The organism is Cellulomonas sp. Root137, from assembly GCF_001426725.1.
Classification (GTDB): Bacteria; Actinomycetota; Actinomycetes; order Actinomycetales; family Cellulomonadaceae; genus Cellulomonas.
The window spans coordinates 28,002-42,327 of the sequence record NZ_LMFG01000004.1 but is presented as its reverse complement, the minus strand read 5'-3'; the positions used below and the strand labels follow the sequence as shown (position 1 = coordinate 42,327).

Genomic DNA, 14,326 nt, shown 5'->3' with positions numbered 1-14,326 from the left:
TCGGACGCTCGGCGAGTGCACCCCACAACGTCCGAGCATGTGGCTGCCAGGGCAACCAGATGCTCGGACGTTGCGGGTGTCAGCTGAAGCGGACTGCGCCGAAGAGCCAGCCGTTCAGGCCGGCGCCGCCGACCGACATGCTCGACACGTCGGTGCGGCGCATCTGGGCGTCGTGACCGGCGGACCGCGACCAGGCGGAGACCATCGAGGACGCCGAGCCGTTGCTCACGCAGGCCACGATGTTGTCGCCGCCGGAGTGCCAGATGCCGCCCGCGTTGGCCATGGTGATCGCGTGGCTGACCAGGCTGCCGCTGCGGGAGACCGACAGCTGCGAGAGGCCGAGGGAGGCGCGGTAGGCGTTGATCGCGGAGCCGATCGCCGAGACGCTCGACTCGCCGGCACCGGACCCACCGGAACCGCTGCAGACCTTGCCGCCGCTCGGGATGCCCACCGACGGCGCGACGGGCGCGGCGGCGGAGCCGGACGTGGGGGCGGTGGAACGGGCGGTCGACCGCGTCGGCGCCTTCGTGGTGGACCGGGCGGCGGCAGCGGCCTGCGCGGCGGCGGCAGCGGCGGCCTGCTCGGCGGCGATGCGGGCGGTCTCGGCGGCCTGCCACGCGACCTGCGCGTCGACGGCGGCCTTCTCGGGTGCAGCGACCCCGGCGACCAGGGAGCGCAGGGACGCGAGGCTGACGTCGGACGCGGTGAGCGCGGTACCCACGGCACCGCTGGCGCTCGCGAGGGCGGTGCGGGAGGCGTCGCCCGCATTCGGGACGACGAAGAGGACGGCGTTCGCGTGGTCGACGGCGGCCTGTGCGCTCGCCGTCGCGGCGGCGCGGCTGCTCACGTACGCGGTCTGCGCGACGACGGCGTCGGTCTGGCGCTCCACGACCGCGTCGCGGGCGGCGGCCTGCACGGACTGGTCCACGCGGAGGTCCGCCTCGAGCGCCTTGGCCCGCGCCGTCTGGGCCTGCTGCTCGGCGGCGTAGACGCCACCCCCGGCGGCCACGGCGATCGCGACACCGGCCGCGAGGCCGACCCACACCGAGCGACGGACGGCGGCGATGCGGGCCGCGGTCTCCTCGACGAGCGGGGACGGCGCGGTCCGCTGGTGCGGGACATCGACCTGGGTGGGGACGTCGTCGACCACCGGCACGGGTGCACTGATGACCGACGGTCGCTGGCTCGGCACGACGTCGAGCAGCTTCTTGGTGTCCTTGACCACGTCGCCTCCTTCGCGGGACCCCTGCATGCGGCGTGACCGGGGCTCCCTCTCATCTCGGCACGTACAGCGTCCGGCTTGAGGCCAGATGCCCCTTTTGGTGAATCACCCGTTCGGAGTAGTGCCTGGTGCAGGTTGTCAGTTCTTTCGGGCTAACACCAATCGGGGCCCGACCGACGATGATGTGACCGTGACCGACGACTCCGGGCTGGACGCCCTCGACACCGCCATCCTTCGGGTGCTCGCACTCGACGCCCGTGCGACGTTCGCGCAGGTGGGAGAGCACGTCTCGCTGTCCGCACCGGCCGTGAAACGCCGGGTCGACCGGCTCCGCGAGCGCGGGGTGATCCGCGGGTTCACCGTCCGGCTCGATCCGGCGGCCATGGGCTGGCAGACCGAGGCCTTCGTCGAGCTGTTCTGCCAGGGCTCCACCAGCCCGGCGACCATGCGCGCGGCGGTCGAGCACTACCCCGAGGTGGTCGCCGCGAGCACCGTGACCGGGGACGTGGACCTCATGGTGCAGGTGCGGGCGCGGGACATGCGGCACCTGGAGCGGGTGGTGGAGAGGCTCGCCGCGGAGCCGTTCGTGGCGCGCACCCGCTCGACCGTGGTGCTCTCGGCGCTGGTCCGCCGCCCGGACGTCCCGCCGGCCCCGGAGGGCTAACCGGCCACGGCCTCCGCGGTGGCGCACCGGTTGGTGACCACCATGACGGGGCAGTCGGAGTGGTGCAGCACCGCCTGGCTGGTGGAGCCCAGCAGCAGCCCGGCGAACCCGCCGCGGCCGCGCGAGCCGACGACGATCAGGTCGGTGGCCACCGAGAACTCGGTGAGCAGCTCCGCGCCCGTGCCGTCCAGCGCGATCCGCCGGACCGTCACGTCCGGGTGGTCCACCAGCGCGCGGTCCACCACCACGTGCAGACCCTCGGTGACGTCCCGCAGCACCTGCTCGTGGTCCACCGTGGCCGGCAGCCACGCCAGCACCCCGGTCATCGAGCCCACCGGCACGCCCGCGACGGCGGTCAGCTCGGCGCCCCACGCCTCGGCCTCCCCGATGGCGTACCGGAGCGCGTGCTCGGCCTGGGGAGAGCCGTCGACGCCGACGACGATGCGCTTGACCGGACGCGGTGCCGGGATGGGGGCGTCGTCGGGCAGGGTCCGGCCGCCCTCGCGCAGGGGCACGACGACGGTCGGGCAGTACGCGTGCGCCGGCAGGGCCGACGAGACGGTGCCGAGCAGCCGGTCCGCGAACCCGCCGCGCCCCCGCGTGCCGACGACGGCGAGCCGGACCTGGTGCGACAGGTCGACGAGCACGCCGGCGGCGTCGCCCGTGTGCACCTTGGCCGTCACGGGGATCCCCAGGGGTGCCACCCGCTGCGTGGCCTCGGCGAGCACCGCCTTGGCGCCCTCCTGGATGGCCGTGTCGTCGAGCGCCGCATAGCCGCCGTCGAGCGAGGCCGCCGTGAACGACGGGAGCGAGTAGCTGCAGACGAGCCGGATGCCCCACCCGTGGGCCCTGGCCTGCGCGGCCGCCCAGTCGAGCGCGTGCAGGCTCGCCGCGGACCCGTCCACCCCGACGAGGACCACATCGTCACGCGTCATCCGGAGCCTCCGTGCTCGTGCCGAGCCCACCGTGCGCTCGTCCCAGTGTCTCCCACCAGTGCGCCGATGCACCCGTGAGTAGCCGGAATGATGCCATACGTTGGTGGATTCTTGACGAAGACGAGAGTCAGGCCACCACGTACTGGGACCACAGCGGCTCGGAGCGGACCGATGTGGTGCCGAACGCGACCGACCACCGCGGAGCCCGAGGGACGAACGGCAGCTCCCAGCCGATCTCGTGCAGCAGGCGGTCGGCCTTGCGGTGGTTGCAGCGCACGCAGGCGGCGACGACGTTGGTCCACTCGTGGCGGCCGCCGCGCGAGCGCGGGTTCACGTGGTCCACGGTGTCCGCTCCCCCGCCGCAGTAGGCGCAGCGGTGGTTGTCGCGCTGCAGCACCGTGCGGCGGGTGGGGGGCACCGGGCGGCGCACCGGGACGTGCACGTAGCGCGTCAGGCACAGGACGACCGGGAGGGGCACGGACACGTGCTCGGAGTGCAGCAGGCGACCGTCGGTCTCGAGCACGGTCGCCTTGCCGGACATGACGAGCACCACGGCGCGCCGCAGGCTCACGATGCACAGGGGTTCCATGCTGGCGTTGAGCAGCAGGGTGCGTGCTCCGGACGCGATCAGCCCTGGTGAGCCGACCTCAGTGGCTGCCCCACCGACGGCCTCGGTGGACAGCTTCGACGCATTCATGAGCACGGCGTTCTCCCGACCTCGGGGGTCGAACCGGCTGGCTGCCGGCCCGGCGAAGCGAAGCAACAGCGTGGTGCACGGCCAGAGTACGCGCCGGTCGGTGCGGAGGGCCGCAGGAAACCGACGAGGCCCCGACGACATCGATGTCGTCGGGGCCTCGTCGTAGAACGCGGTTCGGTGTCAGCCGATCCGGATGAAGACGGGCGAGCTCTGCCAGATGGCGCGGAACTGGATCGTCTTGCCCGGGCGGGGCGAGTCGATCTGCTCGTTGCCGCCGGCGTAGATCGAGATGTGGCCGGGGCTCCAGATGAGGTCACCAGGCTGGGCGTCCGCCCGCGAGACGATGGTGCCCGCAGCCTTCTGTCCGGCCGAGGTGCGCGGCAGGGAGATCCCGAGCTGCGCGAACACGTAGCTGGTGAAGCCCGAGCAGTCGAAGCCGGCCGGGGTGGTGCCGCCGGAGAGGTACGGGGTGCCGACGTAGCGGGCCGCGATCTCCAGGACCGCGTTGCCGGAGACCGACGACGGGGCCGGTGCGTTGGCGACCGCCGGAGCGGCTGCGGCGGTGGTCGTGGCGGCACGCGTGGTGCTGCGCGACGCAACGGCGGCCTTCACCTTGACCGGCGGCGGGGGCGGCGGCGTCTCGGCCGTCACGACCGGGGCGTCGAACGTCCACGCGGCCTCGACCGGGGCGGTCACGACGGGGGCGGTGTTCAGCACGGCGCGGGCCGAGGCCGTCAGCGCTGCGGTGTCCACGGCGGGGAGTGCGCCTGCGTCACCACCGGGGGCGGCGCTGGCGGGCGAGCCGAGCATCGAGACGACGAGGCCCGACGATGCGGCGACGACGGCTGTACGGCGTCCGACGGTGCCCATCTGGTCCGAGGCGGCTGCAGCAAACTCGGTCAAGGGCGTCGATGGACGGCGCGCCGCACGATGGCGGGCGCGAGTGGTGCTCACGGTCACGCGTTGCCTCTCCTGATGCCTACGAGGTCAGCTGTCGGGTTCGGGTGGGAGAACACCCGGCCGTGTCCCCGATCGAGATCGGATCTCCGGCTTCACCCCAAGGACACCGAACTTCCGGTGCCCGCAATTGGGTCCCCCGCCCCTGCCGGCGGTCAGTGCGGACCTCGTGGCGGCGGCAGGGTTAGGCGTTCCGCTCGAGGGCTTCTCCGGAGGAGGGTTCTGGAGAAGCAGGTCGAACGTACAGGACGCCCGCGGCGATTGTCACGTTCCGATCACGGAAATCTCTGCTCTTGTCGGACACGCGTCTTGGACGCGTGGTCCGAACTCCGAGGTGACCTGCAAAGACGCCGATCAGAGGCGTGGGAGCGCGCGCACGGATCACACCCACGAGGGATCGCGAAGATCACGGTCGTGCGGGACGGAGCACTCCCAGGGGCCGCCCAGGGGCCTCTCAGACGGGTCAGCGGGCCCCGACGAAGATGTGCCGCGCGACGTCCTCGGGCAGGTCCAGCACGGTCTCCGACCCGGGCGTCGACACCGTCACGGTGCCGAGGCTGCGCTCGATGGCGATCTCCTGGTGCGGGAGCACCCCGGCTTCCGCCAGCCGCGTGAGCAGCTCGACGTCCACCTGGAGCGGCTCCGCGATGCGGGCCACGACGGCCCGCTCGACGCCGTCGGCACCCTGCTCGCCGCGGTAGGTCACCAGCGACGTGACGCCGTCGAGGAAGCTCACGTGCGTGGTCTCCTCGCCGATCTCCCCCAGGCCCGGGATCGGGTTGCCGTAAGGGTCGAAGTGGGGGTGGTCGAGCAGCGACGCGAGCCGCTTCTCCACTCGCTCGCTCATCACGTGCTCCCAGCGGCAGGCCTCCTCGTGCACGTACGGCCACTCCAGGCCGATGACGTCCGTGAGCAGGCGCTCGGCCAGCCGGTGCTTGCGCATGACGCGGACGGCCTTGCTCATGCCCAGCTCCGTCAGCTCGAGGTGGCGGTCGCCGGTGACGACCACCAGCCCGTCGCGCTCCATGCGGGCCACCGTCTGCGAGACCGTCGGCCCCGAGTGCCCCAGCCGCTCCGCGATGCGGGCGCGCAGGGGGGTGATGCCTTCCTCGGTGAGCTCGTAGACCGTCTTGAGGTACATCTCCGTCGTGTCGATCAGGTCGCTCACTGCAAGGCCTCCCGCGTCGGGTCGTCGTCGCACGGAGGCCCCAGCCGGGATGGGGCGCGCGCTGTCACAGATTAGTTGGTCGAGCCGACAGTCGGGGGCGGGGTCCGCGACTGTCCGCCAGACCAACTAACCTCAGCGACGTGCCCGATGCTCACGAGATCACGATCCCCGCGCACCTGCTGCCCGCGGACGGCCGCTTCGGCTCCGGCCCCTCGAAGATCCGGCGCGCCCAGGTGGACGCGCTGGCCGGACCCGCCGCGGAGCTGTTGGGCACCTCGCACCGGCAGGCCCCCGTCCGCGCTCTCGTCGGACGCGTGCGAGCCGGGCTCGCCGCCCTGTTCGACCTGCCCGAGGGCTACGAGATCGTGCTGGGCAACGGCGGCTCCACCCTGTTCTGGGACGTGGCGACCCTCTGCCTGATCGAGGACCGGGCGGCGTTCGGCACGTTCGGCGAGTTCGGTGCCAAGTTCGCGGCCGCCGCGACCCGTGCCCCGTTCGTCGGCGAGCCCGTGGTCACCAGCGCGGAACCCGGCGGCGTGGCGGTGCCGGCCTTCGCGGACGGCGTCGACACCTACGCGTGGCCGCACAACGAGACGTCCACCGGCGTCGCCGCGCCCGTGCGCCGGGTCGCCGGCTCGCACGCGCAGGGCGCGCTGGTCCTCGTCGACGGCACGTCGGGCGCCGGGGGCCTGGCGGTCGACGTGGCCCAGACGGACGTCTACTACTTCGCGCCGCAGAAGTCGTTCGCCTCCGACGGCGGCCTGTGGCTCGCCGCCGCCTCCCCCGCCGCGATCGAACGTGCCGCCCGGCTCGAGTCGGGCGGGCGGTGGATCCCCGAGTCGCTCTCGTTCACCACGGCCCTGGCCAACTCGCGGCTCGACCAGACGCTGAACACGCCGGCCATCGCGACCCTCGTGCTCCTGGCCGAGCAGCTCGACTGGATCCTCGGCAACGGCGGCCTGGCCTGGGCCGCGCACCGGACCGCGACGTCGGCCGGCCACCTGTACGGCTGGGCGGACTCGCGCGACTGGGCGACGCCCTTCGTCGCCGACCCCGCGCTGCGCTCCAACGTCGTCGGCACCATCGACCTCGACCCCGAGATCGAGGCCCCGACGGTGGCGCGCGTGCTGCGCGCCCACGGCGTCGTCGACGTCGAGCCCTACCGGAAGCTGGGCCGCAACCAGCTGCGCGTGGCCATGTACCCGGCGGTCGAACCGGAGGACGTGCTGGCCCTCACCGCCTGCGTCGACCACGTGGTGGACCAGCTCGTCTGAGCGTGGGCCCGCCTCCCGCGGTCAGCGCGGGAGGCGGAGTCGGTGTGCTTGTGGGGGTCAGGCCGTCGGACGGCGGCGACGGGCGATCGAGACGAGCGCCACGGCGAGCGCGCCGACCAGGACGAGCGCACCGCCGGCCAGCAGCAGCGGCTGGACCTCCGAGCCGGTGGCGGAGAGCACGGCGGCCGTCGGGTTGTCGACGAGGACCTCGCTGTCCTCCGGGTCGGTGTTGCAGGTGGGGGTCGACGGCGGGTACGCGACCGTGACGGTGGCCTCGGGGTTCACCTGGAACAGCACCTGCACGCTCGGTCGCACCCAGTCGAACTCGTCGCCCTCGACCCAGGAGCCGTCGGACAGCTGCGTCCAGCCGGGCCAGTCGATGCCGCGCCCGTCGGGACCGGCCACCGCGCCCGGCCAGTTGACCGTGCCGCTGAGCGGCTGGTCCGCGTAGATCACGTCAGGACCGCTGGGGTTCACGAAGGTGATCGTCGTCGTGGTGCTCGGCGAGCCGATCACCTCGAGCGCGTAGTTCAGCTTCGGCACGTCGTTGTCGCAGACCGGCGCCTTGACCAGCACGTTGAGCTGGCAGGCGCGCGGGGCGCCGTAGCCGTCGACCTTGTCGATGCAGCCGTACACCGGCTCGGCCGTCTCGGAGACGGAGGGCGACGGGCTGGGGCCCTCCGCCGAGGAGGGCAGCGCGCCGGCGAGGGCGACGAAGACTGCGAGGAACGCGACGACCGCGCCCCGTACGAGCCTGACCATGATCGTGCCCCTGTCGGCTAATCGGACATTTCGGTCCCCATTGTGTCCTGCCGTCGGGGGTTTACACATGGGCATAACGGGTGATTTCGGACGTTTCGCCCGTTCACTCTCCCGGGGAGCACGTCGCCGTGACCAGGCCTGGGCTGGTGAGCGTGGGCGTGGTCCACACGTCGACCCGGCCGTCGCGGACCGGCACGTCGAACCGGTAGGTCTCCCGCGCGCCGGGCTCGAGCCAGGAGGTCACCACCTGCACGTTGCGGCCGGCTGACTGCCCGGTGCCCCCGGAGACGGCGCCCTCGTTCCGCCCGAGCGCCTCCAGCGGCGCACCCACCGGCGCGTACACGGTGATGTTCGTCGCGAGCCACCCGGTCGGCAGCGAGGTGAAGCTCCACCCGGTGACGTACCGCGGGAACGTCGCCACGTCCGCGGGCGGCCGGTAGTCGAGGTCGAGGCGGACCGTCGCGGTGGGCTCCGGGCCGTCGCAGCGCAGGTCCTCGACCGTCACGGCAGTGCTCAGGTAGTAGCCGAGCTTACCCGCGGTGCCGTCGTTGAGGAACACCCCCGTGGCGTCCGGGAACGGGCCGGTGAGGAAGGCAGCGCCCACGCTCGTCGCCACCAGCCTCTTCTGCTCCTCGGGGTGCGCCGACCACATCCGCAGCCGGCCCTCGGCACCCGCCCGGGCCAGCGCGTCGACGACGGCCCGCGAGTCGCCCTGGCCGGCACCGACCGCGCGGAAGATCGTCGACGCGACCCCCGTGTAGAAGGCGTCGCCCGCGGCCGCGTCGTCGCCGAACGTGAGGTACGCGTCGCGCAGCAGGACCTGCAGGACGTTCCCGGCGTCGATCTGCTGACCGCTCGGCTCCGTGACCGCGCCCGTGGCGCCGAGCAGGTAGGAGACCGCCACGGGGTCGGTGGCGATGACCCCGTCCACGTGCGTGCCGATGTCCCGCTCCCAGCGGGCCGTCAGCAGCTCGGCGCTCCGCGGGAAGTCGGGGGTCATCACCGCGTTCTGCACCCAGCGGCCCAGCCGGTCGGTGTCGAAGCGCAGCTCCTCGTCGCTCAGCGGCAGGATCGAGGTCTCGATCCCCGGCAGGTCCGCGGTGGTGCGCTGCTCGGTGAGGTCGATGGTGCCGTCGTCGGCCTTGAGCACGGCGAACGCCCCGACGATCCCCCCGGCGCTGCGCAGCTCCGAGGAGTTCAGCGAGACCAGGAGGTACGTGCGCGGGCCGTCGACGCCGAGCATCGGCGGCAGGAGCGCGGCCACCTGGGCGCCCGCGTCGAGCGCACCCGTGACCTGGGCCAGCCCGTCCTGCAGCTGGGTCACGGGCCCGGCGAGCTGCGGGACGAGCGCCTCGGTGTCGATCGCGGCCACCGCGGCCTGCGCCGTGTGGGCGCTCGCGGCGGCGGCCGCGATGTCCGGGGCCGCCTCCACCAGGGGGGCGAGGTCGATCCGACCGTCCGTGCCGCGCGCCTCCTGGGCGTGCAGGACGTCGTCGATGCGCCCGACGGCCGGCAACGCGTCGCGCACCACGTCGTCGAGCGAGACGGAGACCACCCGGACGGCCTCGAGCTGCGCGCCCACCCACGGCACGTGCTCGGCCACCCGCCACACCGGGTCCGACGTCGCCCGGCGGGCGGCCGCGAGATCCGCCTGGATCTCCGGGAGGCGGGCCTCGATCTGCTGCGTGTCACCGTCACCGACCACGCTGCGCAGGTCGACCACCACGTCCTTGGCGGAGAGCAGCGCGGTGCCGGCCTGGTAGCCGCGGAACGCCAGCCAGCCGGCGGCGACCACCAGCACGACGAGGACGACGAGGATGCCGAACGCGATGCGGCGGGCAGTTCGGCGGCGGCGTCGGGGAGGTTCGACGGTGGGTTCGTCGCCGGGCGCGGTCGCCTCAGGCGCGCGCGGCTCGTCGACGGTGGCACTCACCCACTGATCGTGACATCTCGGACATCTCGGACGACATGCCTGGGCGTCCTCTTCACCCGAGCATCCACCCGGACGGACGCCGCAGGTCCGGCCCGAGGAGTTCCCCGGACCGGACCTGTGGTGGTCGTGCGCTCGTCAGCTCCCCGAGATGTACCCGACCACGTCGGCGGCCACGTGCACCGTCCCGCCGGGTGACATGTCGGAGTAGAGGTTGACGATCCCGTCGTCCGGCAGCGCCACCACCACGAGGTTCGGGACGTCGCGTCCCGGCACGTAGTTGATGGTCGACGCCGTGGGCGGGGTGGTCGATCCGGTCGCGTTCGGGTAGACCCGCAGGTTGCCGAGCGCGGACGGGCCGATCGCCGTCACGTTGAGCACGACGGCCGACGCGTCGGCCGGGATGCCCCCGGTGCCCGGGAGGTGCACCTGGTAGACCGTCCGGGCCTGGAGGGCGCCGGCGATCGTCCCGAGGTGACCGGTGCCCGGCCGGGTGTCGAGCACGCGGGTCGGCGTCAGCGCCGAGTACGTGGTGTCACCGACCACGTAGCCCGTGACGTCGAGGATCACCTGGACCGGCGAGGTGCCCACGGAGGCGGTGGTGTCCGAGTAGAACGACACCTTTCCCGAGGCGGGCAGGTCGACGATCGTCGCGTTGGCCTTGTCCTTGCCGGCGGCGAAGTTGACCACCGACGCGTTGGGCACGGCCTGGCCGGCCGGGAAGACCCGCAGGTTGCCCTGCGCGGTCGCCCCGGTGACCGTGGCGTTGAGGATCACGGCGCTGGCGTCCGCCGGCACCCCGGCGACGCCGGTGACCTGGACCGTCTGGACCGTGCGCGGTGCCACGGGTCCGTTGACCGTGCCGACGTGCGCCGACCCGGCACGGGTGTCGACGAGCCGCCGGGACGCCTGCGTGACGATCCCCGCGTCCGGCATGGTGAAGCCGGTGACGTCGAGGAGCACGCCCACGGTGCCGCTGCTCCTGGTGAAGTAGCAGACCTTGCCGTTGGCGGGCAGCTGCACGAACGCCGCGTTGGCGACGTCCGCGCCGGGCTCGAAGTTGACGGTCGAGCCCGCCGGCGGCGCGGTGGCACCGGCGCCGTCGGAGTCCGGGTACACGACCACGTAGCCGAGCGCCGACGGGTGGACCGTCGTCACGTTGAGCACCACGCCCGACGCGCCGACCGGGACGCCGTTGGTGCCGGCGATCTGCACGCACGTGGGCGTACCCGGCACGACGGCCGGGGAGCTCACCGCGCGCTGCGGCGTCTGCGACACCACACCGTCCGCCACGTCGACGAAGAGGAACGACGCGCTCGTCGTCGAGGTCCCCGCCGGCGTGGTCACCCGGACCGGCACCGTGCCCGCGGCGTGCGCGGGGGCGACGACCGAGACCTGCGTGGCCGAGACCACCTCGAGGCCCGTGCCCGGGGTGTCGCCGAACGTGACCGCCGTGGCGCCCGTGAAGGACGTCCCGGTGACGGTGACGCGGACGTTCCCGTCGGTGGTCGCCACCGCGGGCGAGACCGTCGAGACGGTCGGACCCGCGGGGACGACGGACTGCGCGAGCGTGGCGGTGCTCGCCCCGTACGTGCCGTCACCCGCGAACGAGGCCGTGACCGAGTGCGTCCCGGCCGCGAGACCGGTCGGCGAGTACGAGGCGACGCCTGCGACCGCCGGCACGCTGACCGGGGTCCCGCCGTCGACCGCGAACTGCACCAGGCCCGTCGGCGTGCCCGCGGCGGACGTGACCGTCGCGGTGAACGTGACCGCCTGGCCGACCGTGACGGACGGCGCCGAGCTGGTGAGCGCCAGCGCGGTCGGCTCGGGTGCGTACGTCAGCGTCGCCGGGCTGCTCGCGCCGCCCAGCTCGGTGGTGACGACGACCGGCACCTCGCCCGCCGCGTGCGGCGGGACGGTCGCGCGCAGCGACGTGGCGGAGTCGACGACCACGCCGGTCGCCGGAGCCCCGCCGACCGTGACGCTCGCGCTCGGGTCGAAGCCCGTGCCCGTGATCGTCACCTGGGTACCGCCGACCGCGCTGACCGTGGCCGGTGAGACAGCCGCGACGGTGGGGGCCGGCGCGGGCTCGCCGGGGTCGAACTCGACCGAGCCCCAGGCCTCGTCATAGGTCGCGCTGCCGCTGTACAGGGCGTTCAGCTCGAAGTACTCGATCGCGGGATCGGGTGTGAAGGTGAACGACGCCCGCCCCTGCGCGTTCAGCGCGGCGTCCGCATACCGGCCGTTGGCGTAGAAGTCGACGGTGCCGGAGGGCGTGCCCGAGGCTCCGGAGACGTCGATCGTGACGGTCACGGGGCGACCGTTCACCGGCGTGCTGGGCGCAAGGGACATCTCCACCTCGGGGACCACGGAACCCCGGGGCGGCAGCGCGATGTCGATGTTCTCCACGGGGGCGCCCACCGCCGCGGGCAGGCGCGTCGCGTGCGAGTAGCGCGGCGTGCCGGTCGCACCGGCGTAGTAGGTGCCGACGCCGGAGTAGTCGGACCCCCACGGCTCCGCGCTGAGGGTCGCGCTGGCCAGGACGGTCACGTCCCCGGCACGGATGCCCGTGACACGGTAGTCACCGTTCTCGTCCGTGTTGCCCGTGCCGCCGTAGCCGGCAGGGCTGACGCTCTCGACCCAGACCGCCGCGTTGCGCACGGGGGTCCCGTCCGGTCGCGTGATGGTGCCCGAGACGATCGCGCCGCGCTGGAGCCGGGTGTCGGGCACCTGCTGCTCCGGACCCGTGCCGATCGTGATCTTCTGCGGCGACTCGGGGACGCCGCCGTCCGGGTAGTAACCGGAGAGCAGGTCAGAGCTCATGGGCGCACTGACGTAGAGCGACACCGCCCCCGGCCGCAGGCCGCGCAGCGTGTACGTGCCGGTCGCGTCGGTGGAGGCCGAGAGGTTCATGCCGTCGCTGCTGTGCGCGGACACGAAGGCGCCCTGCACCGCGACGCCGTCGGGGTCGAGCACGCGTCCTGTGAGCGAGACCCCGCGCTCGAGCGCGACATCCTCGAGCTCGGTGCGCACGCCTGCGGTGATCGTGACCGGCGTCGCGGAGTCGGAGCCGCCCGCGTCGAGGTACCACTCGTTCGCCCACGCGCTGCCCGTCGGCGCCTGGACCTGGAAGGCCCAGCTGCCCGGCGCCAGTCCGCCCAGGGAGTAGTACCCCTCGGAGTCGGTCGTGGTCGAGTTCACGTAGCCCGCCCCGGCGAACCGCGGGCTCGCCATGACCCAGGCGTTGGCCACCGGGTGACCGTCTGCGTCGAGGACGCGGCCCTCGACAGCGCCCGCGGGCTCGAGCTGGGCGTCGACGCCCGTGACCGTGCCCGAGCCCGTGGAGGTCACGAGATCGGCATCCATGTACTCGTGGGCGTTGTCGTAGTACTCACCGCGCAGGAGAGATCCCGTCGCGCCCTGGAACTGCACCCGGTAAGAACCGGCCGTCAGGCCGGCGGCCCGATACGTGCCGTCGACCCCGGTCGTCGCCCCCACGATGGCACCTCCCGTCGAGGGGGAGAGGAACACGTTCGCGTCGGCGACCGGGTCGCCCGCGGCGTCCGTGACCGTCCCGGTGATCGCGCCGCCGTCCGCGAAGGTGACGTCACCGAGCGGCGTCGTCTGTCCGGCGACGACCGTGAGCGGCGTCGCGCCGGCCTGGGTGGTTGCCCCCTGCCAGTACTGCGTGACCATGCCACCGCCGTACGGAGGGTCGAACCGCACGACGTAGGTGCCCTGCGCGAGGTTCTTGGAGAACGTGCCGTCGAGCAGGGTCGGGGCCGTCGTCATCGTGCCGTCCGTGGTGCTGGTGAAGTTCACCGACGCCCAGGAGACCGGTGCGCCGGCGTGCAGCAGGCGGCCGGTGACGATCGCGGCCACCGGCATCACGATGTCTTTGCCCTGCAGCTGTGCGAGGTCGGCGACGGGGACGATCTGCGCGGCCGGGCTCGACCCGCCGTAGTAGCTGTCCACGAGTGCGGAGCCCCACGACGAGGCGAAGATGCGGTAGTCGCCGGATCGCAGGCCGCCGACGTGGTACTCACCGTTCTCGTCGGTGGTCGCGTAGCGGCCCATGCCCATGAGGTCCGTGGGGGTCACCGAGATCGACGCCCCGACGACCGGGGCGCCGGTGGAGTCGGTGACGCGACCGTCGACGCTGGCGCCGAGCCCGAGTGCGGCACTCACGGCGGTCGTCTGGTCGGCCACGACCGTCACGACGGAGGCCGAGGCGGACGTCGCAGCGTTGTCGTAGAACTCGCCCATCAGGTCGCTCGAACCCATGGTGCTGAACTCGACCCGGTAGGTGCCGGGCTCCACGTCGTCGAGGAGGTACGTGCCGTCCTCGTTCGCGTTCCACGAGTAGTAGTTCCACTCGCCGGTCGCGGTCGACTGTGCACTCACGGCGACCGCCGACGGCGACTCACCCGCGGGCACCGAGACGGTGCCGGCGATGGCGCCGTTGCCCGGCATCGTCGCGGCCGCAGGAAGCGATGCGCCCCCGACAACCAGGGCCGCGAGGCCCACCATGGCGGCGAGACGTCGCCCGCCCGCCTTCCACCGGTCGGCCCTGACCGGGCTCGTTCGACGCATGCTTCTCCCCTTCGGAACGGCGGGTGCTGCCCGTTCGGGGAGGCCGCCTGGACGCGCGCTGTGCGTGTACCAAGGCGGACGGTAGCGGTGCGTTCCGACATCGCGCGGGGCTTCGGCGACCCCG

The 14,326-nt window shown here is 73.1% G+C and carries 10 protein-coding genes and 1 riboswitch; of the genes, 2 read left to right on the top strand and 8 right to left on the bottom strand.

The genetic code is table 11. The features are described 5' to 3' along the window. Positions 1–79 precede the first annotated feature (79 nt). Entirely contained in the window at positions 80–1,225 is a 1,146-nt protein-coding gene (locus ASD18_RS17760) for a hypothetical protein (RefSeq protein WP_056095401.1), read from the bottom strand. Between the two features lie 187 nt (positions 1,226–1,412). Here ASD18_RS17760 and ASD18_RS17755 point away from each other — a divergent pair, with 187 nt between their 5' ends. Further along, positions 1,413–1,886, top strand: coding sequence for an Lrp/AsnC family transcriptional regulator (locus ASD18_RS17755; RefSeq protein WP_235522464.1), 474 nt, complete (start codon positions 1,413–1,415; stop codon positions 1,884–1,886). On the opposite strand, the gene ASD18_RS17750 is transcribed toward ASD18_RS17755, so the two are convergent. From ASD18_RS17750 to ASD18_RS17735, 4 genes are all read right to left on the bottom strand, one after another. Beyond that, positions 1,883–2,821: a universal stress protein gene (locus tag ASD18_RS17750; RefSeq protein WP_056095396.1), complete on the bottom strand. Its 939-nt coding sequence runs from the start codon at positions 2,819–2,821 to the stop codon at positions 1,883–1,885. The two genes, ASD18_RS17755 and ASD18_RS17750, sit on opposite strands and share 4 nt — an antisense overlap. 127 nt (positions 2,822–2,948) lie before the next feature. Further along, the gene (locus ASD18_RS17745) at positions 2,949–3,410 is read right to left on the bottom strand and encodes an HNH endonuclease (RefSeq protein WP_056096423.1); all 462 of its coding nucleotides are present in this window, start codon (positions 3,408–3,410) and stop codon (positions 2,949–2,951) included. A gap of 288 nt (positions 3,411–3,698) precedes the next feature. Beyond that, a complete protein-coding gene (locus ASD18_RS17740) occupies positions 3,699–4,478 on the bottom strand; it encodes a C40 family peptidase (RefSeq protein WP_056095393.1) in 780 nt (259 codons plus the stop codon). 2 nt (positions 4,479–4,480) lie between these two features. Continuing rightward, positions 4,481–4,646, bottom strand: a riboswitch (cyclic di-AMP (ydaO/yuaA leader). Positions 4,647–4,938: 292 nt separating this feature from the next. Further along, a complete protein-coding gene (locus tag ASD18_RS17735; protein WP_056095391.1) occupies positions 4,939–5,643 on the bottom strand; it encodes a metal-dependent transcriptional regulator in 705 nt (234 codons plus the stop codon). 140 nt (positions 5,644–5,783) lie between these two features. On the opposite strand from ASD18_RS17735, the gene serC reads away from it, so the two are divergent. Next, a complete protein-coding gene (gene serC / locus ASD18_RS17730; protein WP_056095388.1) occupies positions 5,784–6,917 on the top strand; it encodes a phosphoserine transaminase in 1,134 nt (377 codons plus the stop codon). 57 nt (positions 6,918–6,974) lie between these two features. Here serC and ASD18_RS17725 read toward each other — a convergent pair whose 3' ends face one another. From ASD18_RS17725 to ASD18_RS17715, 3 genes are all read right to left on the bottom strand, one after another. After that, entirely contained in the window at positions 6,975–7,679 is a 705-nt protein-coding gene (locus ASD18_RS17725; protein WP_056095385.1) for a hypothetical protein, read from the bottom strand. Positions 7,680–7,782: 103 nt separating this feature from the next. Continuing rightward, a complete protein-coding gene (locus ASD18_RS17720) occupies positions 7,783–9,612 on the bottom strand; it encodes a DUF4012 domain-containing protein (RefSeq protein ID WP_056095382.1) in 1,830 nt (609 codons plus the stop codon). A 135-nt stretch (positions 9,613–9,747) separates the two neighbouring features. Beyond that, complete coding sequence (locus ASD18_RS17715) at positions 9,748–14,202, bottom strand: carboxypeptidase regulatory-like domain-containing protein (RefSeq protein ID WP_082574225.1); 4,455 nt, start codon at positions 14,200–14,202, stop codon at positions 9,748–9,750. Positions 14,203–14,326: the final 124 nt, after the last annotated feature.